A 16,587-nucleotide genomic window follows, 5' to 3' on the forward strand; every position below is an offset into this window, starting at 1 on the left:
CGGTCTGGCGGGCAAGGCGCGTGGCGGCGGGCGCCGGGGCGGCCCCGGCGTTTGCGGCGCCGGCTCCGGCGAGGAGGGCGCCCGCGGGCAAGGTCGAAAGGAAGGTGCGGCGGCGCATGGACGGCTCCCTGGACTGAGGGAAGGGACCCTAGCGCGTTCGGCGACGGTGTGAAGCGTCGGGACTTCTTCGTCGTCTACTTGCGCTGTAGGAAGCGAGTATGACCGTCGTCGCCGCCTATCTCTACGCCCACGGAAAACGCGTCCGGCCCGTGGCGATCGACGAACGCGTCCACTGTCCGGAGGACAAGTCCCAATTCGTCTGGATCGGGGTCACCGACCCCACGCCGGAGGAGCTGCGAACCCTGCAGACGACCTACGGCCTGCATCCGCTGGCGGTCGAGGACGCCGCCAAGGGTGACCAGCTGCCCAAGCTCGACATCTACGGCGACCAGCTGTTCATCGTCGCCCGCACCGCCTGGCTTGCCGAGGGCCAGATTCACTACGGCGAGACCGCCGTGTTCGTCGGCCACAGCCACATCATCAGCGTCCGACACGCGTCCAGCCGCGGGCATACCGCCCTGCGCGCGCATCTCGAGGCGTCGCCGGCGCTGTTGGGCCAGGGGGTCGACTATGTGCTGCACGCCATCCTCGACTTCGTGGTCGACGGCTACATCCCCATCGGCGAAGCGCTGGAAGAAGAGGTGCTGGCCATGGAGCATCGGACGCTGGACCATTTTCTGGCCCGCAGCGAGATCAACCGCATCTTCGAGATTCGTCGCGAATTGATCCGTTTCCAGCGCGTGCTGATCCCGACAACGGAGGTGGTGGGGAAATTCATCCGCCTCGACCTGCCGTGCATCGACGCCGAGGCGCGGCCCTATTTCAACGACGTTCTCGACCATGTCCGGCGGGTGCAGGCCATGGTCGACAGCCTGCGCGAGGTCCTGACCTCGGTGTTCGAATTCAGCAATCTGCTGGAACAGCAGCGCACCGGCGCCATCACCCGGCAACTGGCCGCCTGGGCGGCGATTCTGGCCGTGCCAACGGCGATCGCCGGCGTCTACGGGATGAATTTCGACTATATGCCGGAGCTGCGCAGCCCCTACGGCTATCCCGCCGTTCTCGGCGGCATCGCCTTGATCTGCGGCCTGTTGTACCGGCGGTTCAAGCGGGCGCGCTGGCTTTGATCATCCCCCCAGATCCAGCGAATAGCCCGCCGAGCGCACTGTGCGGATCGGGTTGACCGTGCCCTCGACGTTCAGGGCCTTGCGCAGGCGGCCGACGTGGACGTCGACGGTGCGGGCCTCGACATAGACGTCCGAGCCCCAGACCGCGTCCAGCAGCTGTTCGCGGCTGAACACCCGGCCCGGGTGCTGCATCAGATGATCCAGCAGGCGGAATTCGGTGGGGCCGAGGTGGATTTCGTTGCCGGCGCGGCGGACGCGGTGGGCGACGCGGTCGATGACGATGTCGCCGTGGTTGATGCGGTCGTCGGCCAGACCCGGGCGGATGCGGCGCAGAACGGCGCGGATGCGGGCGATCAGCTCGCTCATCGAGAAGGGCTTGGTCAGATAGTCGTCGGCGCCGGTGTCGAGGCCGCGGATGCGGTCGCTCTCCTCGCCGCGGGCGGTCAGCATGATGATCGGCAGGTTGCGGGTCTCGGCCCGGCCGCGGATGCGGCGGCAGACCTCGATGCCGGACAGTTTGGGCAGCATCCAGTCCAGCAGGACCAGGTCGGGCAGGCGCTCGTCGATCTGGAGCATGCCCTCCTCGCCGTCGGCGGCGACGACGACGCGATAGCCCTCCTTTTCGAGATTGTACGAGAGCAAGGTCGCCAGGGCGTCCTCGTCTTCCATCACCAGGATATAAGGCTGCACGTCGAACTCTCCGGTCAGGCGGTCGTCGTCGGGTCAGTGTCGGCGGTCGGCGCGAGCGGGTCGGGATTCCAGCGGGGGCGTTCGCCGGTGAATTCCTGGCCCGTGATCTCGTAGTAGATGGTTTCGGCGATGTTGGTGGCGTGGTCCCCGATGCGCTCGAGGTTCTTGGCCATGAACAGCAGGTGGGTGCCCGCCGTGATCGTGCGCGGGTCGCCCATCATGTAGGTCAGCAGTTCGCGGAACAGGGCGTTGTAGTGCTCGTCGACCTCGTCGTCGGTGTTCCAGACGGCGATGGCGCCGTCGACCTCGGCGGCGGCATAGGCGTCCAGCACGTCGCGCAGGCGCATCGACACCAGCTTGCCCATGCGTTCGATCGACCGGGTCAGGGGCGGCATGGGGTCGCCCTCGGCCAGGATCAGGCCGCGCTTGGCGATGTTCTTGGCCAGATCGCCGGTGCGCTCCAGATCGACCGCCAGCTTCATCGAGGCGAGGGCGCGGCGCAGGTCGGAGGCGACGGGCTGGCGCAGGGCGATCAGGCGGATGGCCTTGCGCTCGATGTCGCGATGCATGGCGTCGAGCTTGGCGTCGCGATCGACCACGGCGCGGGCCAGGGCGATGTCGCGGCGGGCGACGCTGTCGACGGCGTCGGCGACCTGGGCCTCGGCCAGACCACCCATGCGGGCGACCTCGGCGGTCAGCTGGTTCAGTTCGTCGCCATAGGCCTTGACGGTGTGCTGGTTCATCAGCCGAATCGTCCGGTGATGTAGTCCAGCGTGCGCCGCTCGCGCGGGTTGGTGAAGATGTCTTCGGTGTCGCCCGTCTCGATCAGGCGGCCCATGTGGAAGAAGGCGGTGCGCTGGCTGACCCGCGCGGCCTGGGCCATCGAATGGGTGACGATGACGATGCAGTAGCGCTCGCGCAGCTCGTCGATCAGCTCCTCGATCTTGGCGGTGGCGATCGGGTCCAGGGCCGAGCAGGGCTCGTCCATCAGGATGACCTCGGGCTCGACGGCGATGGCGCGGGCGATGACGAGGCGCTGCTGCTGGCCGCCCGACAGGCCGGTGCCCGGCGAATGCAGGCGGTCGGCGACCTCTTCCCACAGGCCGGCGCGCTTCAGCGAGGCCTCGACCACGACGTCGAGTTCGGCCCTCGACGTGGCCAGGCCATGGATGCGGGGGCCGTAGGCGACGTTCTCGTAGATGGTCTTGGGGAAGGGGTTGGGCTTCTGGAACACCATGCCGACGCGGGCGCGCAGCAGCACGGGATCGACAGACTTCGCATTGATGTCCTCGCCGTCCATTTCGATGCGGCCTGTGACCTTGCAGCCCGGAATGGTGTCGTTCATGCGGTTCATGGTCCGCAGGAAGGTGGACTTGCCGCAGCCGGACGGGCCGATCAGGGCGGTGACGGTCTTGTCCGGGATGTCCAGCGAGACGTCATGGAGCGCCTGTTTGCCGCTGTAGAAGACCGAGACGTCGCGCGCGGCGATCTTGGTCGGGCCGACCGGGCCCGAGCTGTGCACCACCGGCGGCGCGGCCATGAGCGGCGTTTCGGCGGGCGCGCCGCCCTCGACGCCGTCAGGGGCGCGGAAGAGGTTGAATTTCATCGGGCTACCACCGGCGTTCGAAGCGCCGGCGCAGGAAGATGGCGGCGGCGTTCATGACGATCATGAAGGCGAGAAGGACAAGGATGGCCGCGGCCGTGCGCTCGTGGAAGGCGCGCTCGGAGGCGTTTTCCCAGATGTAGACGAGCGAGGGCAGGGCGCCGGTCGGCTCGCCCAGGCCGTGCGGAATGCCCGGAATGAAGCTGACCATGCCGATCAGCAGCAGGGGGGCGGTCTCGCCGAGGGCGTGGGCCATGGAGATGATGGCGCCGGTCATGACGCCCGGCATGGCCAGCGGCAGGGTGTGATGGAAGACCGTCTGGGTCTTCGACGCGCCCATGGCCAGGGCGGCTTCGCGGATCGAGGGCGGCACCGCCTTCAGCGACGACCGCGTGGCGATGATGATGGTGGGCAGGGCCATCAGGGCCAGGACCAGGCCGCCGACCAGCGGGCTGGCGCGCGGCAGATGCATCCAGTTGATGAACAGGGCCAGACCCAGCAGGCCGTAGATGATCGACGGCACGGCGGCGAGGTTGTTGATATTGACCTCGATCAGGTCGGTGATCCGGCCGCGCGGGGCGAATTCTTCCAGATACAGGGCCGCGCCCACGCCCAGCGGGATGGCGATGAAGGCGGTCACCAGCAGCATCAGGGCCGAGCCGACCACGGCGCCCAGCACCCCGGCCAGTTCGGGTTCGGTGGAGTCGCCCCGGGTGAACAGGCCGCTGTTGAAGTGGGCGGCGACGAGGCCCGAAGTCTTCATCCGGTCCAGCCAGCCGATCTGTTCGTCGCTGAGGCGGCGCTGGTCGGCGGGGGTGTCGAGCGAAATCTCGCCCTTGAAATACAGGTCGGCGTCGTCGGACGCCGGCGCGGCGATCGGCACGGTCTGGCCGATCAGGTTCGGATTGGCCTGGATGCGGGCGGCGGCGGCGAACTTCAATTCGGACGAGAACAGGCCGCGCATGGCGGCGGCTTTCAAGCCCTGGGCGTCGTCGGCGACGCCCATGCGCGCCAGCTGCTGCTCGGCGACCAGCAGTTCGAAATTCGTGCCCTGCGGATAGGCGCGGTCGACGCGGGCCGGGTCCATGTAGACGGGCACGGTGACGGTGTGGGTGTAGAAGGCCGTGTGGCCCTGTTCGATGATGCGGCCCAGCAGCAGCAGCAGGAAGCCGACCGCGACGCCGATGGCCAGCAGGCCGTACAGCCTGAACCGGCCCTCGCGGGCGTAGCGGCGCTTCAGCCCCGCGCGGAGGCGCTCGGCGCGAACCTCGGGTGTGACGGTCGCGTCAGTCATACTGCTGCCGATAGGTCTGGACGATGCGCTGGGCGACGATGTTCAGGGCCAGGGTCACCAGGAACAGGGTCAGGCCGAGGCCGAAGGCGGACAGGGTCTTGGTGCTGTTGAACTCCTGGTCGCCGGTCAGCAGGGTGACGATCTGGACGGTCACGGTGGTGACGGTGTCCAGCGGGTTCAGGGTCAGGCGCGCGGCGAGGCCGGCGGCCATGGTCACGATCATGGTTTCGCCGATGGCCCGCGACATGGCCAGCAGCATGGCGCCGGCGACGCCGGGCAGGGCCGCGGGCAGCAGCACCCGCTTCACCGTCTCCGACTTCGTCGCGCCCATGGCGTAGGAGCCGTCGCGCAGCGACTGGGGCACGGCGTTGATGATGTCGTCCGACAGGGAGCTGACGAAGGGGATCAGCATGATGCCCATGACCATGCCGGCGACCAGGGCCATCTGGTTCTGAACCACCATCAGATACTGGCCGAGCCCGTCCAGCGGACCGCCGGCCAGCAGGGCGCCGGCGCCGTTGAAGAAGCCGCGGAACGCCGGTCCCACGGTCAGGGCGGCGAAGAAGCCGTAGACGACGGTCGGCACGCCGGCCAGAATCTCGAGCACCGGCTTGATCACGGCGCGGAAGGTCGGCCCGGCGTATTCCGACAGATAGATGGCCGAGAACAGGCCCACGGGCGCGGCCACGGCCATGGCGATCAGCATGATCAGGAAGGTGCCGGCGAACAGGGGCAGGGCCCCGAAGGCGCCGGTCGATCCGACCTGGTCGGCGCGAATGGCCGTCTGCGGGCTCCACTGGGTTCCGAACAGGAATTCGGCGATCGGCACCGAGGCGAAGAACCGCATCGAATCATAGACCAGCGAGGCGATGATGCCGACGGTGGTCAGGATGGCCACGGCCGAGCATACGAACAGCACGCCGACGATCCAGCCCTCCACGCGGTTGCGGGCGCGCATGCCGGGGCGGATCTGGCCGAAGACGAACAGGGCGCCGAGCAGGCCGGCGAGGATGGCGGCGACGCCGGAGCCGATCCGCAGCATCAGGGCGATGCGCGCGGCGCGCTGGCCCTCGGCCGGCAGCAGTTCGGCGTAGGGCGCGGGCCAGATCTGCGCCGCCGGACGGCCGGCGCCGACCGCGCGGGCGTCGGCGAAGAAGGCTTCGCGGCGGAAGGGTTCGAGCTGCTGCACGACCTCGGGCGCGCCCGAGGCGGTCAGCGACTGCTCGACCGGGCCGGAAAAGACGCTGGCCGCGATCAGGATCACGAGCGCCGGGACGACCGTCCAGATCAGGGCGTAGGCGCCGTGCTGGCCGGGGCGGGAATGGGGCCGCTGGCCCTCACCGCGCCGACGCGCCAGCCCCCGGCCGCCGATATAGGCGGCGACGGCTGCGGCGATCAGGATCGGCAGGAAGAGCCAGGTCATGGATGTCCGGGACAGCGGGAATCGGAACGCACGGTCTCCCGGACGCCCCGCCGCGATAACTGCCCCGGAATGGTCAGCGGATTACGACGGGTGAGTGACAGTTCTGTTACGCTGCCGGGCTCCGCGACGCGGCCCTGTCATGCGACCGTCGTGTTGCGGGGGACGGCGACGGGGAAATAGGCTGTGAATACCGCGCCATGCCCCGGCGCGCTCTCGACGGTCAGCCCGCCGCGATGGCGGTTGACGATGTGTTTGACGATGGCCAGGCCGAGGCCCGTGCCCTGGCGTTCGCCGCTCTTCTGGCCTTCGACGCGGTAGAATCGCTCGGTCAGCCGGGGCAGGTGTTCGCGCGCCAGGCCGGGGCCGTGGTCGCGTACGGCGACGGCGGCGTAGCGCTGGCCGGTCTCGCGGTCGGGCGTGACCAGCGGCAGCCGCGTCGCGCCCTCGCCCCGATTGCCGCCGGACCAGGGGGCGGAGGCCTCGTCCAGGGTGATGTCGGGCCGGATGACGATCTCGACCGCGCCGCCCGCGGGCGAATATTTGATGGCGTTGTCGACCAGATTCTGGACCACCTGCAGGATTTCGTCGCGGTCTCCGCTCACCGGCGCGCTCGATCCCCGGTCCTGCAGATGGACGGCGACGCCGCGATCCGCCGACAGCACGCTGACGGCGTCGACCACATCGGCGGCGGCGCGCGCCAGATCGACCCGGCCGGCGGGCGGGATGTGTTCGTTCAGTTCGATCCGGCTGAGCGACAGCAGGTCGGCGACCAGCCGGCTCATCCGGTCGGCCTGGGTCGCCATGATATCGAGGAATTTGTCGCGCGCCTTGGGGTCGTCGCGCGCGTGGCCCTTGAGCGTCTCGATGAAGCCGGACAGGGACGCCAGCGGCGTCTTGAGTTCGTGGCTGGCGTTGGCGAGGAAATCGACCCGCATCATCTCCATGCGCCGCACGTCGGTCTCGTCGCGCAGGACCAGCAGGGCCAGGGTCCGGTCGTCGGATGAGGGCAGGGGACGGGTCAGGGCGCGCCAGTGCCGCGTCTGGGCGCCGACGCCGCCATAGTCGGTGGTGCGGGTCAGCCCGCCGAACAGGGCCTCGTCCACCGCCTCGAGCACCGCCGGATCACGCAGCACCGGCACCAGCAGGGCCCCCTCGGTCTGGATGCGCAACAGGTCGCGCGCCGCGGTGTTGGCCAGGACGATGCGGCGGCCCGCGATATCGTCGGCCTCGCCGCCGGACACCACCAGCACCGGATCGGCCAGGGCCTCGAAGACGTTGTCGAGCATGGCCCGGTCAGAGGGGGGCTCGGCGGCTTCCGCCGCATCCACCAGACCCGTCTCGACCTTCGGCCGACGGTGGATCATCCAGGTCGCCAGACCGACCAGGACCGCGGCGCCGAACAGCCAGCCAGCCGCCGCCGGTTGAAGAACGGCCGCGCCGATCAGGACGACGATCGCGATGCCGGCGCTGGCGCCGACCGTCCACAGCCGGGACCCGGTCTGCGGCGCGACGGGAGAGGATGACACTTCGTAGGGCATTCACGCTTTCGCTGGCGCGGGTGACTCGCAGATGGAACATGACACGGAATTCATGACAGCGGCGCGTTGATGAGGCTTACGACGGGTTGTCAAACGTCCTTTACACACCTATCCCTGACAGCGACGGTTTGAGTTCGGCGGAGGGGACCATGGCGGCGGCATTGACGCTGGACGGCGTGAGCAAGCGATACGGCGAGTTTCAGGCCGTGAAGGACCTGAGCTTCGAGGTCGAGAAGGGCACGATCTGCGGTTTCCTCGGTCCCAACGGGGCCGGCAAGACCTCGACCATCCGCATGATCCTGGGCCTGCAGGGCGTCTCAGCGGGCCGGATCGTCATCCTCGGCGCCGACGACGGGCGCAAGGTGCGCGACCGCATCGGCTTCCTGCCGGAGGAGCGCGGCCTCTACAAGAAGATGACGCCGGTGGACGCCATCGCCTTCTTCGGCTCGCTGAAGGGCCTGCCGATCGGCGAGGGCCGCCGGCGCGCGAGGGAGATGCTGGACGCCCAGGGGCTGGGCGCCTCGAAGCGCAAGAAGATGAAGGAGCTGTCCAAGGGGATGGCCCAGAAGGTCCAGCTGATCGCCGCGGTGGTGCATCGGCCCGAATTCGTCATTCTCGACGAGCCCTTCTCGGGGCTGGACCCCGTCAATCAGCAGGGGCTGGAAGCGGTGATCCGCGGCCTGGCGGCGGACGGCGCGACGGTGCTGTTCTCGACCCATGTGATGCAGCACGCCGAGCGGCTGTGCGACAAGGTCGTGCTGCTGGCCCGCGGCCAGAAGGCGTTCGAGGGCACGGTGACCGAGGCGCGCGCGACCTCGAAGCGGTTCCTCGAGCTGGAAGGCGCGATCGAGGCGGCCGAGGCGGCGGCCCTGCCGGGCGTCACCGGCGTCGAGGTGGTGTCGGAGATCGACGGGGTGCGGGTGCTGAAGGCGGCGCTCGGCCAGGGCGGCAAGGGGCAGGAGGCTCTGCGGGCCGCCTTCCTCGGCGGACTGGACGTGCGGCGCTTCGAGCTGCGCGAGCCCAGCCTGCATGACGCCTTCATCGGCCTGACGGGCGACAATCCCGACGTCGACCAATCCACGAAAGCCGCGGAGGCCGCCCGATGAACCGCACCCTGCTGATCGCGCGCCGTGAATACGGCGCCTACGCCCGCACCGTCGGCTTCTGGCTGTCGCTGCTGGCCTTCCCGCTGTTCGCGGTGCTGGGCGGGGCGGTGCCGCTGATGATCCGCTCCTCGGAGCCCGTGCGGGCTGTGGCCATCGTGGAAGAGGGACCCCAGGCGTCCGGCCTCGCGGCGGCGGTGCGGGATTCCCTGCGCAACGACGCCGAACGGCGCGACGCCCGCGCCCGGGAAACCGCCGAAAAGGCCGCCGCCTCGACCGGCGCACCGGCCGGTCCCGGCGTGGCCGAGGGGGCGATGGCCGGTCTGTCGCGGCCGAAGATGCGGCTGGTCGCGACGCCGACGGATATTTCCACATTGCCGGCGGGGCCGGAGCAGGACGCCGCCGTGCGTCGCCATCTGACCGACGAGACGCCCAAGGAGCAAAGGCTGGACGCCGTGGTCTTCCTCAACCGGGCGGACGGCAAGCCGACGGCGCGGGTCTGGACCGCGCGGGCCACCGACGACACGGTCGAGGACTTCATCCGCGAAGCGCTCAACTCGGCCAACCGCAAGGCGGTGTTCGAGAGCGCCGGCATCGACCCGGGCGTGGTCGACCAGACCGAGGCCTTCCGCGCCGACGTCAGCGTCTTCTCGCCCAAATCCGCCAGCGGGGGAGAGGTGTCGTTCCGCGACAAGCTGCCGGCCATCATCGGCCTGGCCTCGGGCTTCCTGCTGTGGTCGCTGATCATCACCGGGGCCTCGATCCTGCTGAACAGCGTGATGGAGGAGAAGTCGAACAAGATCCTCGAGGTGTTGCTCTCCTCGGCCTCGGCGACCGAGATCCTGACCGGCAAGGTGCTGGGCGTGGCCCTGCTGACGCTGACGGTGCTGGCGGCCTGGGGCGGGATCGGCGCGGCGGCGCTGTTCTGGTTCGCGCCGGAGCAGGGCGGCATGGTCGGCGACATCCTGCTGAGCGGGGGGATGCTGGCCTGGTTCGGCGCCTTCATGCTGGGCGGCTATCTGATGTATGCGGTCCTGTTCGCGGCCATCGGCGCCTTCTGCGAGACGCCGCGCGACGCCCAGACCCTGATGGGGCCGATCATGATGATCCTCGTCATTCCGATGATCACCATGCAGATGGCGCTGCAGACGCCGGATGCGCCGGTGGTGCGGATCATGTCGTGGATCCCGTTCTTCACGCCGTTCCTGATGATCGCCCGCATGCCCAGCGATCCGCCGCTGATCGAGGTGATCGGCGCCATGGCGGGGATGTTCGCCTTCGCCCTGCTGATGGTGTGGATCGCGGGCCGCGCGTTCCGGGCCGGCGCGCTGTCGGACGTGAAGCTGAGCTGGAAGGCCTTCGCCGGCGCGGTGAGGGGCGGGCGGTAGGATCGGCTTTCACCTCTCCATCGGCGAAGGCCGATGGGGAGGACAGGCGGGCCGAAGGCCGCCAGGAGGGGGCAGCGCCGGCCGGGGGGATTTGTTCACCGGCGACCGCCAGCGTCGCCCCCTCCTGATCGCTGCGCGATCTGTCCTCCCCATTCGCCTTCGCGAATGGGGAGGTGAAAGAAAAGGGCCGCTCCGGTTTCCCGGGGCGGCCTTTTGATCTTCAGTTCGAAACGTCGGCTTAGCCGCGGCTCGGACCGCCCACGCCCGGCACGCGGGGCTTCGGCGGCGGCAGCAGGCCTTCGCGCTGCATGCGCTTGCGGGCCAGCTTGCGGGCGCGGCGCACGGCCTCGGCCTTCTGGCGGGCGCGCTTCTCCGAGGGCTTCTCGTAGTGCACGTGGCGCTTCATCTCGCGGAAGCTGCCTTCGCGCTGCATTTTCTTCTTGAGGGCCTTGAGCGCTTGATCGACGTTATTATCGCGAACGAAAATCTGTACCAGGTTGAACTCTCCTTTGGCCGCCCGCCGCGCACCTCGAAAGGGAGACGGGCAGACAAATAAAATCGTCTTCCGCAGACAGGGTCCGCGGATGAAGGCGGGCTGATACACGTTCGGCCCCGTCCTGTCCAGATCGTCGCGCCTCAATCTGAAGGGTCGAAACGCCCGGCTGACGGGGATATGCTGCCGACATGACCGATGCGCCACACCTGTCGAACGAGACTCCCGAGGGCGAGGCTCTCGAAGCCGACTGGGGCGACCGGATGGAGCAGTCCGTGCTGGACGCCGCCGTGCGCCTGGCCCCCGCCCTGGGCTGGAACAGCCGGATGACGCGGCGCGCCTGCGCCGAAAACGGCCTGTCGCCCGGCGACGAGGAGCTGTTGCTGCCCAACGGCGCGCGCGACCTGGCGGCCCTGCTGTCGCGCCGGCACGACGACCGGGCCCTGGCGGTTCTGGCCGGGATCGATGCGAAGGCGCTGAAGATGCGCGAGCGAATCGCCCGCGCCGTCTCGGCCCGGATGGAGGCCGGCGCCGCCGATCTGGAGGCCACGCGCCGCTGCGCCGCCTTCCTGGCCCTGCCGACCAACGCTGATCTGGGCCTGAAGCTGGCGTGGGAGAGCGCCGACCACCTGTGGACCTGGGCCGGGGACACGGCGACCGACTGGAACCACTATTCCAAGCGCGCCATCCTGTCCGGCATCCTGATCCCGGCCCTGACGATGCGCTGGTTCGACGGCCGCGACGCCGCCGAGGCCTTCGTCGCCGCCCGGATCGAGAACGTCATGAGCTTCGAGAAGTGGAAGGCCGGCAAGGATTTCGACGCCCCGCTGCGCAAGGTCACGGATGTGCTGAGCCGGATGCGGTACGGGGCGAAGGCGGAGTAACGCCCCTCTCCCTTTGGGAGAGGGGGCCGCGACATGGAGACTCTCGCCCCTTACGACCCGCCCTTCTGAGGACAGGAATCCGCTACTTTCGCCCCCACTGGACCGGCGTATCCGCTGCCTGAAGTCGGCTTGCGACCGTTTCTGACGCAGGCATGTGCAAAATAGCGAAATGCCCGCCGGGCCTGGTCTTTGACACTGTCCACCCTGCCGCCGCGCGCCCTCGGGAGTCGTCGAACCGTCTCCGCCGGCGCGGCGTCTTTCGCAGAGTCGGCCGCCCGTAATTTTTCGGCGGCCATACGAGACTCTCGACCCCCGAACGGCGTCGGATCAGAGCGGCTTCACCCGGTTCACATGGCCCATCTTGCGGCCGGGGCGGGCCTCGGCCTTGCCGTAGAGGTGCAGGCGGGCGTCGGGTTTGGCGGACAGCTTCGTCCACTGCTCGACCTCGTCGCCCAGAAGATTGGTCATCTCGACCCGGGCGTGGGCCGTCGTGGGGCCCAGGGGCCAGCCGGCGATGGCGCGGATATGCTGTTCGAACTGGTCGCAGACGCAGCCGTCCTGGGTCCAGTGGCCGGTGTTGTGGACGCGCGGCGCGATCTCGTTGACCAGCAGGCGGCCGTCTCCGAGATCGAACAGTTCGACGCCGAGCACGCCGACATAGTCCAGGCCCTCCAGAATGGCCTTCGCGATGGCCCGCGCCCGCTTCTCCGTCTTCGCATCGACGGCGGCGGGGGCGAGGGTGGTCTTCAGCACCCCGCCCTTGTGGATGTTCTCGCCCAGCGGATAGACGGCGATGGCGCCGTCGCGGCCGCGGGCGGCGATGATCGACAGTTCGCGCACGAACGGGGCCTTGGCCTCCAGCACCGAAGGGGTCTGGCCGACGGCGTTCCAGGCGTCGGCCGCCATGGCCGCCGAACGGACCCAGACCTGGCCCTTGCCGTCATAGCCCTCGCGCCGGGTCTTCAGCACCGCCGGCGTCCCGAGCCGCTCCAGTCCGGCCAGCAGGTCGTCGAGGCTGTCGACGGCGGCGAATTCGACCGTGGTCGCGCCGACGCCGTTGAGGAAGGTCTTCTCATCGACCCGGTCCTGGGCCACGGCGAGGGCCCTGGGGCCGGGCGCCACGACGGCGCCGCCCTCGACCAGCCGCTTGACCGAGGTCGCGGGGACGTTCTCGAACTCGAAGGTCACGGCCTGACAGGTCTGGCCCAGCACCATCAGCGCCGTGGGGTCGTCAAAGGCGGCGACGATCTGGCCCTGGGAGACGCGACCGGCGGGGCTGTTCTCCTCGGGATCGAGGATGACGACGTTGAAGCCGAGACGGGACGCCGCCTGGCTGAGCATGCGGCCCAGCTGGCCGCCGCCGAGAATGCCGAGGGTCGCGCCGGGAGCCAGAGGAGCCACTCAGTCCTCGACCGTCTCGTGGACCGCCTCGGTCTGGGCTTCGCGGAAGGCCGTCAGCCGTCCGGCGAGGACCGGGTCGGACAGGGCGAGAATCTGGGCGGCCAGAATGCCGGCGTTCTTGGCTCCCGCCTCGCCGATGGCGAGGGTGGCGACCGGGACGCCGCCCGGCATCTGGACGATGGAGAGCAGGCTATCCATCCCCTTGAGCGCCTTGGACTCGACCGGCACGCCCAGCACCGGCAGGTCGGTCATTGAGGCGGCCATGCCCGGCAGGTGGGCCGCGCCGCCGGCGCCGGCGATGACGACCTTGAAGCCCGCCGCCCTTGCGCCCGTGGCGAAGTCGAACAGGCGCTGCGGCGTGCGGTGGGCGCTGACGACCTTGGCCTCCCAGGCCACGCCGAGCCGGTCCAGGGCGTCGGCGGCGTGTTTCATGGTCGGCCAGTCCGAGCGGCTGCCCATGATGATCGCCACGGGGGTCTGGGTCGCCATGGATGCGCACGCCTTTCGCGGGAAAGCGGCGCGATACAGGACTCGCGTTGCGCCCGCAACCGACCGCGTTAGGCTGAGCCTTGGCCGGGCGTGTTGAGTCGCCGGCCGGGGAGCCCTCTTCGCTCGTGACCAACGCGGCCGTCATCGACCCTTACGACGAGATCGAGCGCCTGCGCGCCGAGATCGAGGCCCTGCGCCGTCGCGCCGAAGCGGCCGAGGCGGCGGCCGATCACGATGTGCTGACGCCGGTGCTGAACCGGCGCGGCTTCGTCGCCGCGATGAAGAGCGCCATGGCCTTCTGCCACCGCCACGGCACGCCCGCGGTGCTGCTGTACCTCGATCTGGACGGGTTCAAGGGCGTCAACGACAACCTCGGCCATGCCGCGGGCGACGCCGCCCTGGTGCATATCGCCAACCTGCTGGCGGCCAATCTGCGCGAATCGGACGCCGTGGGCCGTCTGGGCGGCGACGAGTTCGGCCTGCTGCTGTTGAACGCCGGCCTGAACAGTGGGCGCGAGAAGGCACAGCGGCTGGCCGACGCCCTGGCGGCCGAGGAATTCACCTGGAACGGCCAGAGCGCGCGTCTGGGCGCCTCGTTCGGGGTGCGGGCCTTCAACGGCCACACCGACCCCGAGGTCTGGCTGGCCGAGGCGGACGCCGCCATGTGGGTGCGCAAGAAGGGGCGGTGACGCCCCTCAGGCGATGATGTCGGGCAGGATCCGGTCCTCGATCCGGGTGATCTCGTCGCGCAGGACCAGCTTCTTCCGTTTCAGCCGCGCGATCATCAGCTGATCGGGCACGGGCATGCGCGACAGGGCGTCGATCGAGGCGTCGAGGTCGGCATGTTCGAGCTGAAGCAGTTTCAGCCGGGCGTGAAGCGCCTGCTCTTCCTCGGTCAGAAAGGGGTCGTCGTCATTCATGCTGGGATCCCGGACGCCCGGCTTATAACGCGCGTCGCATCAGGCCGGAAGGCGCTCCGCGAGGCGATTCAGCCCCGCGCGCGGCGTGATCGGCGACCAGACCCGGGCGGCGGCCACCATCGTCGGCAGCGGGGGCCGGGGAGGGCCGCTCGAGGCCGGGGCCAGGGCTTCCAGCGCGGTCAGCAGGCGGCGTTCCGCCTCCAGCTCCACGGCCTTGACCTGGGCCCGCACGGCTTCGCGGTCGGCGTCGTCCAGATCGGGGGCGCGGGGCTTGAGCGCGCGGCGCACGGCGCGCAGGGGGGCGATGGCGGTCTCCTGCCAGGCGCGGGCCGTGTCGCCGGCGGCCTCAAGGGCGTCCTCGTCCGGCGCGCGCCCCTCGGCCGCGCACCAGGCGGCCCAGAGCAGCAGGGGAATGTTCTGGCCGGCGGCGTCCTGCAACTCCAGACAGGCGTCGGCCACGCCCTCGGCGGCGTAGGCCGCAAGCGCCCAGTCCCACAGCCTCATTCGGTCGCCGCGCCCTTCAGCCCGTCCCAACGCCGGACGGCCGCCCAGTCGAGGCCGAACAGGTCCAGGGCGCGTCCGACCGACTGATCGACGATCTCGGCGATGCTCGCCGGCTTCGTGTAAAAGGCGGGCAGGGGCGGGGCGAGGATCGCGCCCATTTCGGCGAGCGCCGTCATCGTGCGCAGGTGACCGAGATGCAGCGGCGTCTCGCGCACCATCAGCACCAGCGGCCGGCGCTCCTTCAGCACCACATCGGCGGCGCGGGTCAGCAGGGTGGAGGTCACGCCGGTGGCGATCTCGCTCATGGTGCGGACCGAACAGGGGGCGATGATCATGCCCATGGTCCGGAACGAGCCCGAGGCGATCGAGGCGCCGACGTCGTTGAGCCGGTGCGACACGTCGGCGCGGCCCAGCAGGTCGTCGGCAGAGAGATCGGTCTCCTGCGACAGGGTCAGCAGGGCGGCGCGGGTCACGACCAGATGGCTCTCGACCCCCAGTTCGCGCAGGGCGTCGAGCACACGGACGCCGTAAATGACGCCGGAGGCTCCGGAAATTCCGACGATCAATCTGGCGGGCGTCGAACCGGAAAGGTTCCGTACGGCTCCGTTCACATCTTCGGCCAATTCGGGCTCCAGGGTGGTCCGTATCAGGACGGTCGGCAGTTCACTGGAATGTGATTCTACAGCCGGTCAGACCCGGCGCTGACTGTACTGGTCCCTTAGACATGGAGGCGCAAGCCATGACCATCGAAGCTCGTATCCGCGAACTGGGAAACCGTCACCGCAACCTGGATGAGACCATCCGGCGGGAGATGATCCACCCGGCCACGGACTCGCTTCACGTCAGGGAGCTCAAGCAGCAGAAGCTTCGACTCAAGGAACAGATCACCAGCCTGGAGGCCCGCACAGGATAGCGAGGCGGCTTCCCGAAAAGACATCGGCCCCGGAGAGCGATCTCCGGGGCCGTTTTCATCTCAGTCCTTGGTGCCGAAGACCGAAGCCGCGGTGGGCTCGGCGCCGCGGCGTTCGCGGGCCTCGGGGACGAACTCCTCCTCGGCCGGCTCGGCAGGGGCGTCGACGGGCTGCAGGGTGGCGCCGCCGCCCTTCTTGGCGTCGTCCTTGGCCTTCTTGTCGGCGGCCTTGCGGACCAGTTCGTCCAGGGCCAGCTGGCCGACGAGGCCCAGGGTCACGGGGTCGACCGGCTTGATGTTGGGGCTGTTCCAGTGGGTGCGGTTCCGCACGCTCTCGATGGTCGACTTGGTGGTGCCGAGCATCTTGGCGATCTGGGCGTCGGTCACCTCGGGGTGGTTGCGCACGAACCAGGCGATGGCGTCCGGGCGGTCCTGCCGGCGCGAGACGGGCGTGTATTTCGGCGCGGGCTTGCCGCCCTTCATCAGTTCGGCGTGGCGGCTGACCACGGCCTGCATGCGGTAGTTCTCGTCGTTCTGGGCCTTGTCCAGCTCTTCGCGGGTCAGCTGGCCGTTGACCAGGGGATCGGCGCCGCGGATGTCGCGGGCCACGTCGCCGTCGGCGATGCCGCGCACTTCCAGCGGGTGCAGGCCGCAGAAGTCGGCGATCTGCTCGAACGTCAGGGAGGTGTTGTCGACCAGCCAGACCGCAGTGGCCTTGGGCATGAGGATGTCGGTCATGAACGCATTCCGGTTTGGTTTT

General features: G+C 69.3%; 19 protein-coding genes. 6 read left to right on the plus strand and 13 right to left on the minus strand.

Features of this window, described 5'->3' with window-relative positions; translation table 11 throughout:
• The first annotated feature begins 218 nt into the window (after positions 1–218).
• Complete coding sequence (locus tag WC555_RS12550; protein ID WP_373254044.1) at positions 219–1,187, plus strand: magnesium and cobalt transport protein CorA; 969 nt, start codon at positions 219–221, stop codon at positions 1,185–1,187.
• Here WC555_RS12550 and phoB read toward each other — a convergent pair whose 3' ends face one another.
• The 6 genes from phoB to WC555_RS12580 all read right to left on the minus strand — a co-directional run bounded on the left by phoB (position 1,188) and on the right by WC555_RS12580 (position 7,735).
• On the minus strand, positions 1,188–1,877 hold the full coding sequence (phoB, locus tag WC555_RS12555; protein WP_373254046.1) for a phosphate regulon transcriptional regulator PhoB: 690 nt from the start codon (positions 1,875–1,877) through the stop codon (positions 1,188–1,190).
• 14 nt (positions 1,878–1,891) lie between these two features.
• On the minus strand, positions 1,892–2,620 hold the full coding sequence (phoU, locus tag WC555_RS12560) for a phosphate signaling complex protein PhoU (RefSeq protein ID WP_373254047.1): 729 nt from the start codon (positions 2,618–2,620) through the stop codon (positions 1,892–1,894).
• Complete coding sequence (gene pstB / locus WC555_RS12565; RefSeq protein WP_373254092.1) at positions 2,620–3,417, minus strand: phosphate ABC transporter ATP-binding protein PstB; 798 nt, start codon at positions 3,415–3,417, stop codon at positions 2,620–2,622. Before pstB ends, phoU begins: the two co-directional genes overlap by 1 nt.
• A 70-nt stretch (positions 3,418–3,487) precedes the next feature.
• Positions 3,488–4,774: a phosphate ABC transporter permease PstA gene (gene pstA / locus WC555_RS12570; protein WP_373254049.1), complete on the minus strand. Its 1,287-nt coding sequence runs from the start codon at positions 4,772–4,774 to the stop codon at positions 3,488–3,490.
• On the minus strand, positions 4,767–6,197 hold the full coding sequence (pstC, locus tag WC555_RS12575) for a phosphate ABC transporter permease subunit PstC (RefSeq protein ID WP_373254051.1): 1,431 nt from the start codon (positions 6,195–6,197) through the stop codon (positions 4,767–4,769). Before pstC ends, pstA begins: the two co-directional genes overlap by 8 nt.
• A gap of 137 nt (positions 6,198–6,334) precedes the next feature.
• Positions 6,335–7,735, minus strand: a complete 1,401-nt coding sequence (locus tag WC555_RS12580; RefSeq protein WP_373254052.1) for a sensor histidine kinase — start codon at positions 7,733–7,735, stop codon at positions 6,335–6,337.
• 149 nt (positions 7,736–7,884) lie between these two features.
• Here WC555_RS12580 and WC555_RS12585 point away from each other — a divergent pair, with 149 nt between their 5' ends.
• Positions 7,885–8,841: an ABC transporter ATP-binding protein gene (locus WC555_RS12585; RefSeq protein WP_373254054.1), complete on the plus strand. Its 957-nt coding sequence runs from the start codon at positions 7,885–7,887 to the stop codon at positions 8,839–8,841.
• Complete coding sequence (locus tag WC555_RS12590) at positions 8,838–10,226, plus strand: ABC transporter permease (RefSeq protein WP_373254055.1); 1,389 nt, start codon at positions 8,838–8,840, stop codon at positions 10,224–10,226. The genes WC555_RS12585 and WC555_RS12590 overlap by 4 nt, the downstream gene beginning before the upstream one ends.
• A 238-nt stretch (positions 10,227–10,464) precedes the next feature.
• Here WC555_RS12590 and rpsU read toward each other — a convergent pair whose 3' ends face one another.
• A complete protein-coding gene (gene rpsU / locus WC555_RS12595) occupies positions 10,465–10,722 on the minus strand; it encodes a 30S ribosomal protein S21 (RefSeq protein WP_056621430.1) in 258 nt (85 codons plus the stop codon).
• Positions 10,723–10,910: 188 nt separating this feature from the next.
• Between rpsU and WC555_RS12600 the strand changes: the two genes are divergently transcribed.
• Positions 10,911–11,603, plus strand: coding sequence for a COQ9 family protein (locus tag WC555_RS12600; protein WP_373254057.1), 693 nt, complete (start codon positions 10,911–10,913; stop codon positions 11,601–11,603).
• Between the two features lie 327 nt (positions 11,604–11,930).
• On the opposite strand, the gene WC555_RS12605 is transcribed toward WC555_RS12600, so the two are convergent.
• Together WC555_RS12605 and purE are read right to left on the minus strand one after the other, a co-directional pair.
• Positions 11,931–13,004 (minus strand): 5-(carboxyamino)imidazole ribonucleotide synthase, encoded by a 1,074-nt coding sequence (locus tag WC555_RS12605; RefSeq protein ID WP_373254058.1) that lies wholly within the window; start codon positions 13,002–13,004, stop codon positions 11,931–11,933.
• A complete protein-coding gene (gene purE, locus WC555_RS12610) occupies positions 13,005–13,493 on the minus strand; it encodes a 5-(carboxyamino)imidazole ribonucleotide mutase (RefSeq protein ID WP_373254060.1) in 489 nt (162 codons plus the stop codon). It lies immediately after the preceding gene.
• A gap of 125 nt (positions 13,494–13,618) precedes the next feature.
• Here purE and WC555_RS12615 point away from each other — a divergent pair, with 125 nt between their 5' ends.
• Entirely contained in the window at positions 13,619–14,182 is a 564-nt protein-coding gene (locus WC555_RS12615; protein ID WP_373254061.1) for a GGDEF domain-containing protein, read from the plus strand.
• Between the two features lie 6 nt (positions 14,183–14,188).
• On the opposite strand, the gene WC555_RS12620 is transcribed toward WC555_RS12615, so the two are convergent.
• Genes WC555_RS12620 through WC555_RS12630 form a run of 3 tightly spaced genes read right to left on the minus strand, consistent with a single transcriptional unit; the run spans position 14,189 to position 15,528 of the window.
• On the minus strand, positions 14,189–14,413 hold the full coding sequence (locus tag WC555_RS12620) for a YdcH family protein (protein WP_373254062.1): 225 nt from the start codon (positions 14,411–14,413) through the stop codon (positions 14,189–14,191).
• 39 nt (positions 14,414–14,452) lie between these two features.
• Entirely contained in the window at positions 14,453–14,917 is a 465-nt protein-coding gene (locus WC555_RS12625; protein ID WP_373254064.1) for a TIGR02444 family protein, read from the minus strand.
• Positions 14,914–15,528, minus strand: coding sequence for a UbiX family flavin prenyltransferase (locus WC555_RS12630; RefSeq protein ID WP_373254093.1), 615 nt, complete (start codon positions 15,526–15,528; stop codon positions 14,914–14,916). The genes WC555_RS12625 and WC555_RS12630 overlap by 4 nt, the downstream gene beginning before the upstream one ends.
• A 128-nt stretch (positions 15,529–15,656) precedes the next feature.
• Here WC555_RS12630 and WC555_RS12635 point away from each other — a divergent pair, with 128 nt between their 5' ends.
• Positions 15,657–15,830 (plus strand): YdcH family protein, encoded by a 174-nt coding sequence (locus tag WC555_RS12635; RefSeq protein WP_373254065.1) that lies wholly within the window; start codon positions 15,657–15,659, stop codon positions 15,828–15,830.
• A 60-nt stretch (positions 15,831–15,890) separates the two neighbouring features.
• Here WC555_RS12635 and WC555_RS12640 read toward each other — a convergent pair whose 3' ends face one another.
• Complete coding sequence (locus tag WC555_RS12640) at positions 15,891–16,565, minus strand: DUF1013 domain-containing protein (protein WP_373254066.1); 675 nt, start codon at positions 16,563–16,565, stop codon at positions 15,891–15,893.
• Positions 16,566–16,587: the final 22 nt, after the last annotated feature.

This window comes from Brevundimonas sp. (assembly GCF_041648615.1).
In the GTDB taxonomy this organism is placed as follows: domain Bacteria; phylum Pseudomonadota; class Alphaproteobacteria; order Caulobacterales; family Caulobacteraceae; genus Brevundimonas.

What these genes read in the sequence shown, in the direction of transcription:
- WC555_RS12635 (WP_373254065.1), top strand. Translation starts at nt 15,657, where the DNA reads ATGACCATCGAAGCTCGTATCCGCGAACTGGGAAACCGTCACCGCAAC.
- WC555_RS12640 (WP_373254066.1), bottom strand. Translation starts at nt 16,565, where the DNA reads ATGACCGACATCCTCATGCCCAAGGCCACTGCGGTCTGGCTGGTCGAC.
- WC555_RS12620 (WP_373254062.1), bottom strand. Translation starts at nt 14,413, where the DNA reads ATGAATGACGACGACCCCTTTCTGACCGAGGAAGAGCAGGCGCTTCAC.
- pstA (WP_373254049.1), bottom strand. Translation starts at nt 4,774, where the DNA reads ATGACTGACGCGACCGTCACACCCGAGGTTCGCGCCGAGCGCCTCCGC.
- WC555_RS12585 (WP_373254054.1), top strand. Translation starts at nt 7,885, where the DNA reads ATGGCGGCGGCATTGACGCTGGACGGCGTGAGCAAGCGATACGGCGAG.
- WC555_RS12590 (WP_373254055.1), top strand. Translation starts at nt 8,838, where the DNA reads ATGAACCGCACCCTGCTGATCGCGCGCCGTGAATACGGCGCCTACGCC.
- WC555_RS12580 (WP_373254052.1), bottom strand. Translation starts at nt 7,735, where the DNA reads ATGCCCTACGAAGTGTCATCCTCTCCCGTCGCGCCGCAGACCGGGTCC.
- WC555_RS12625 (WP_373254064.1), bottom strand. Translation starts at nt 14,917, where the DNA reads ATGAGGCTGTGGGACTGGGCGCTTGCGGCCTACGCCGCCGAGGGCGTG.
- WC555_RS12600 (WP_373254057.1), top strand. Translation starts at nt 10,911, where the DNA reads ATGACCGATGCGCCACACCTGTCGAACGAGACTCCCGAGGGCGAGGCT.
- pstB (WP_373254092.1), bottom strand. Translation starts at nt 3,417, where the DNA reads ATGGCCGCGCCGCCGGTGGTGCACAGCTCGGGCCCGGTCGGCCCGACC.
- phoU (WP_373254047.1), bottom strand. Translation starts at nt 2,620, where the DNA reads ATGAACCAGCACACCGTCAAGGCCTATGGCGACGAACTGAACCAGCTG.
- purE (WP_373254060.1), bottom strand. Translation starts at nt 13,493, where the DNA reads ATGGCGACCCAGACCCCCGTGGCGATCATCATGGGCAGCCGCTCGGAC.
- pstC (WP_373254051.1), bottom strand. Translation starts at nt 6,197, where the DNA reads ATGACCTGGCTCTTCCTGCCGATCCTGATCGCCGCAGCCGTCGCCGCC.
- WC555_RS12550 (WP_373254044.1), top strand. Translation starts at nt 219, where the DNA reads ATGACCGTCGTCGCCGCCTATCTCTACGCCCACGGAAAACGCGTCCGG.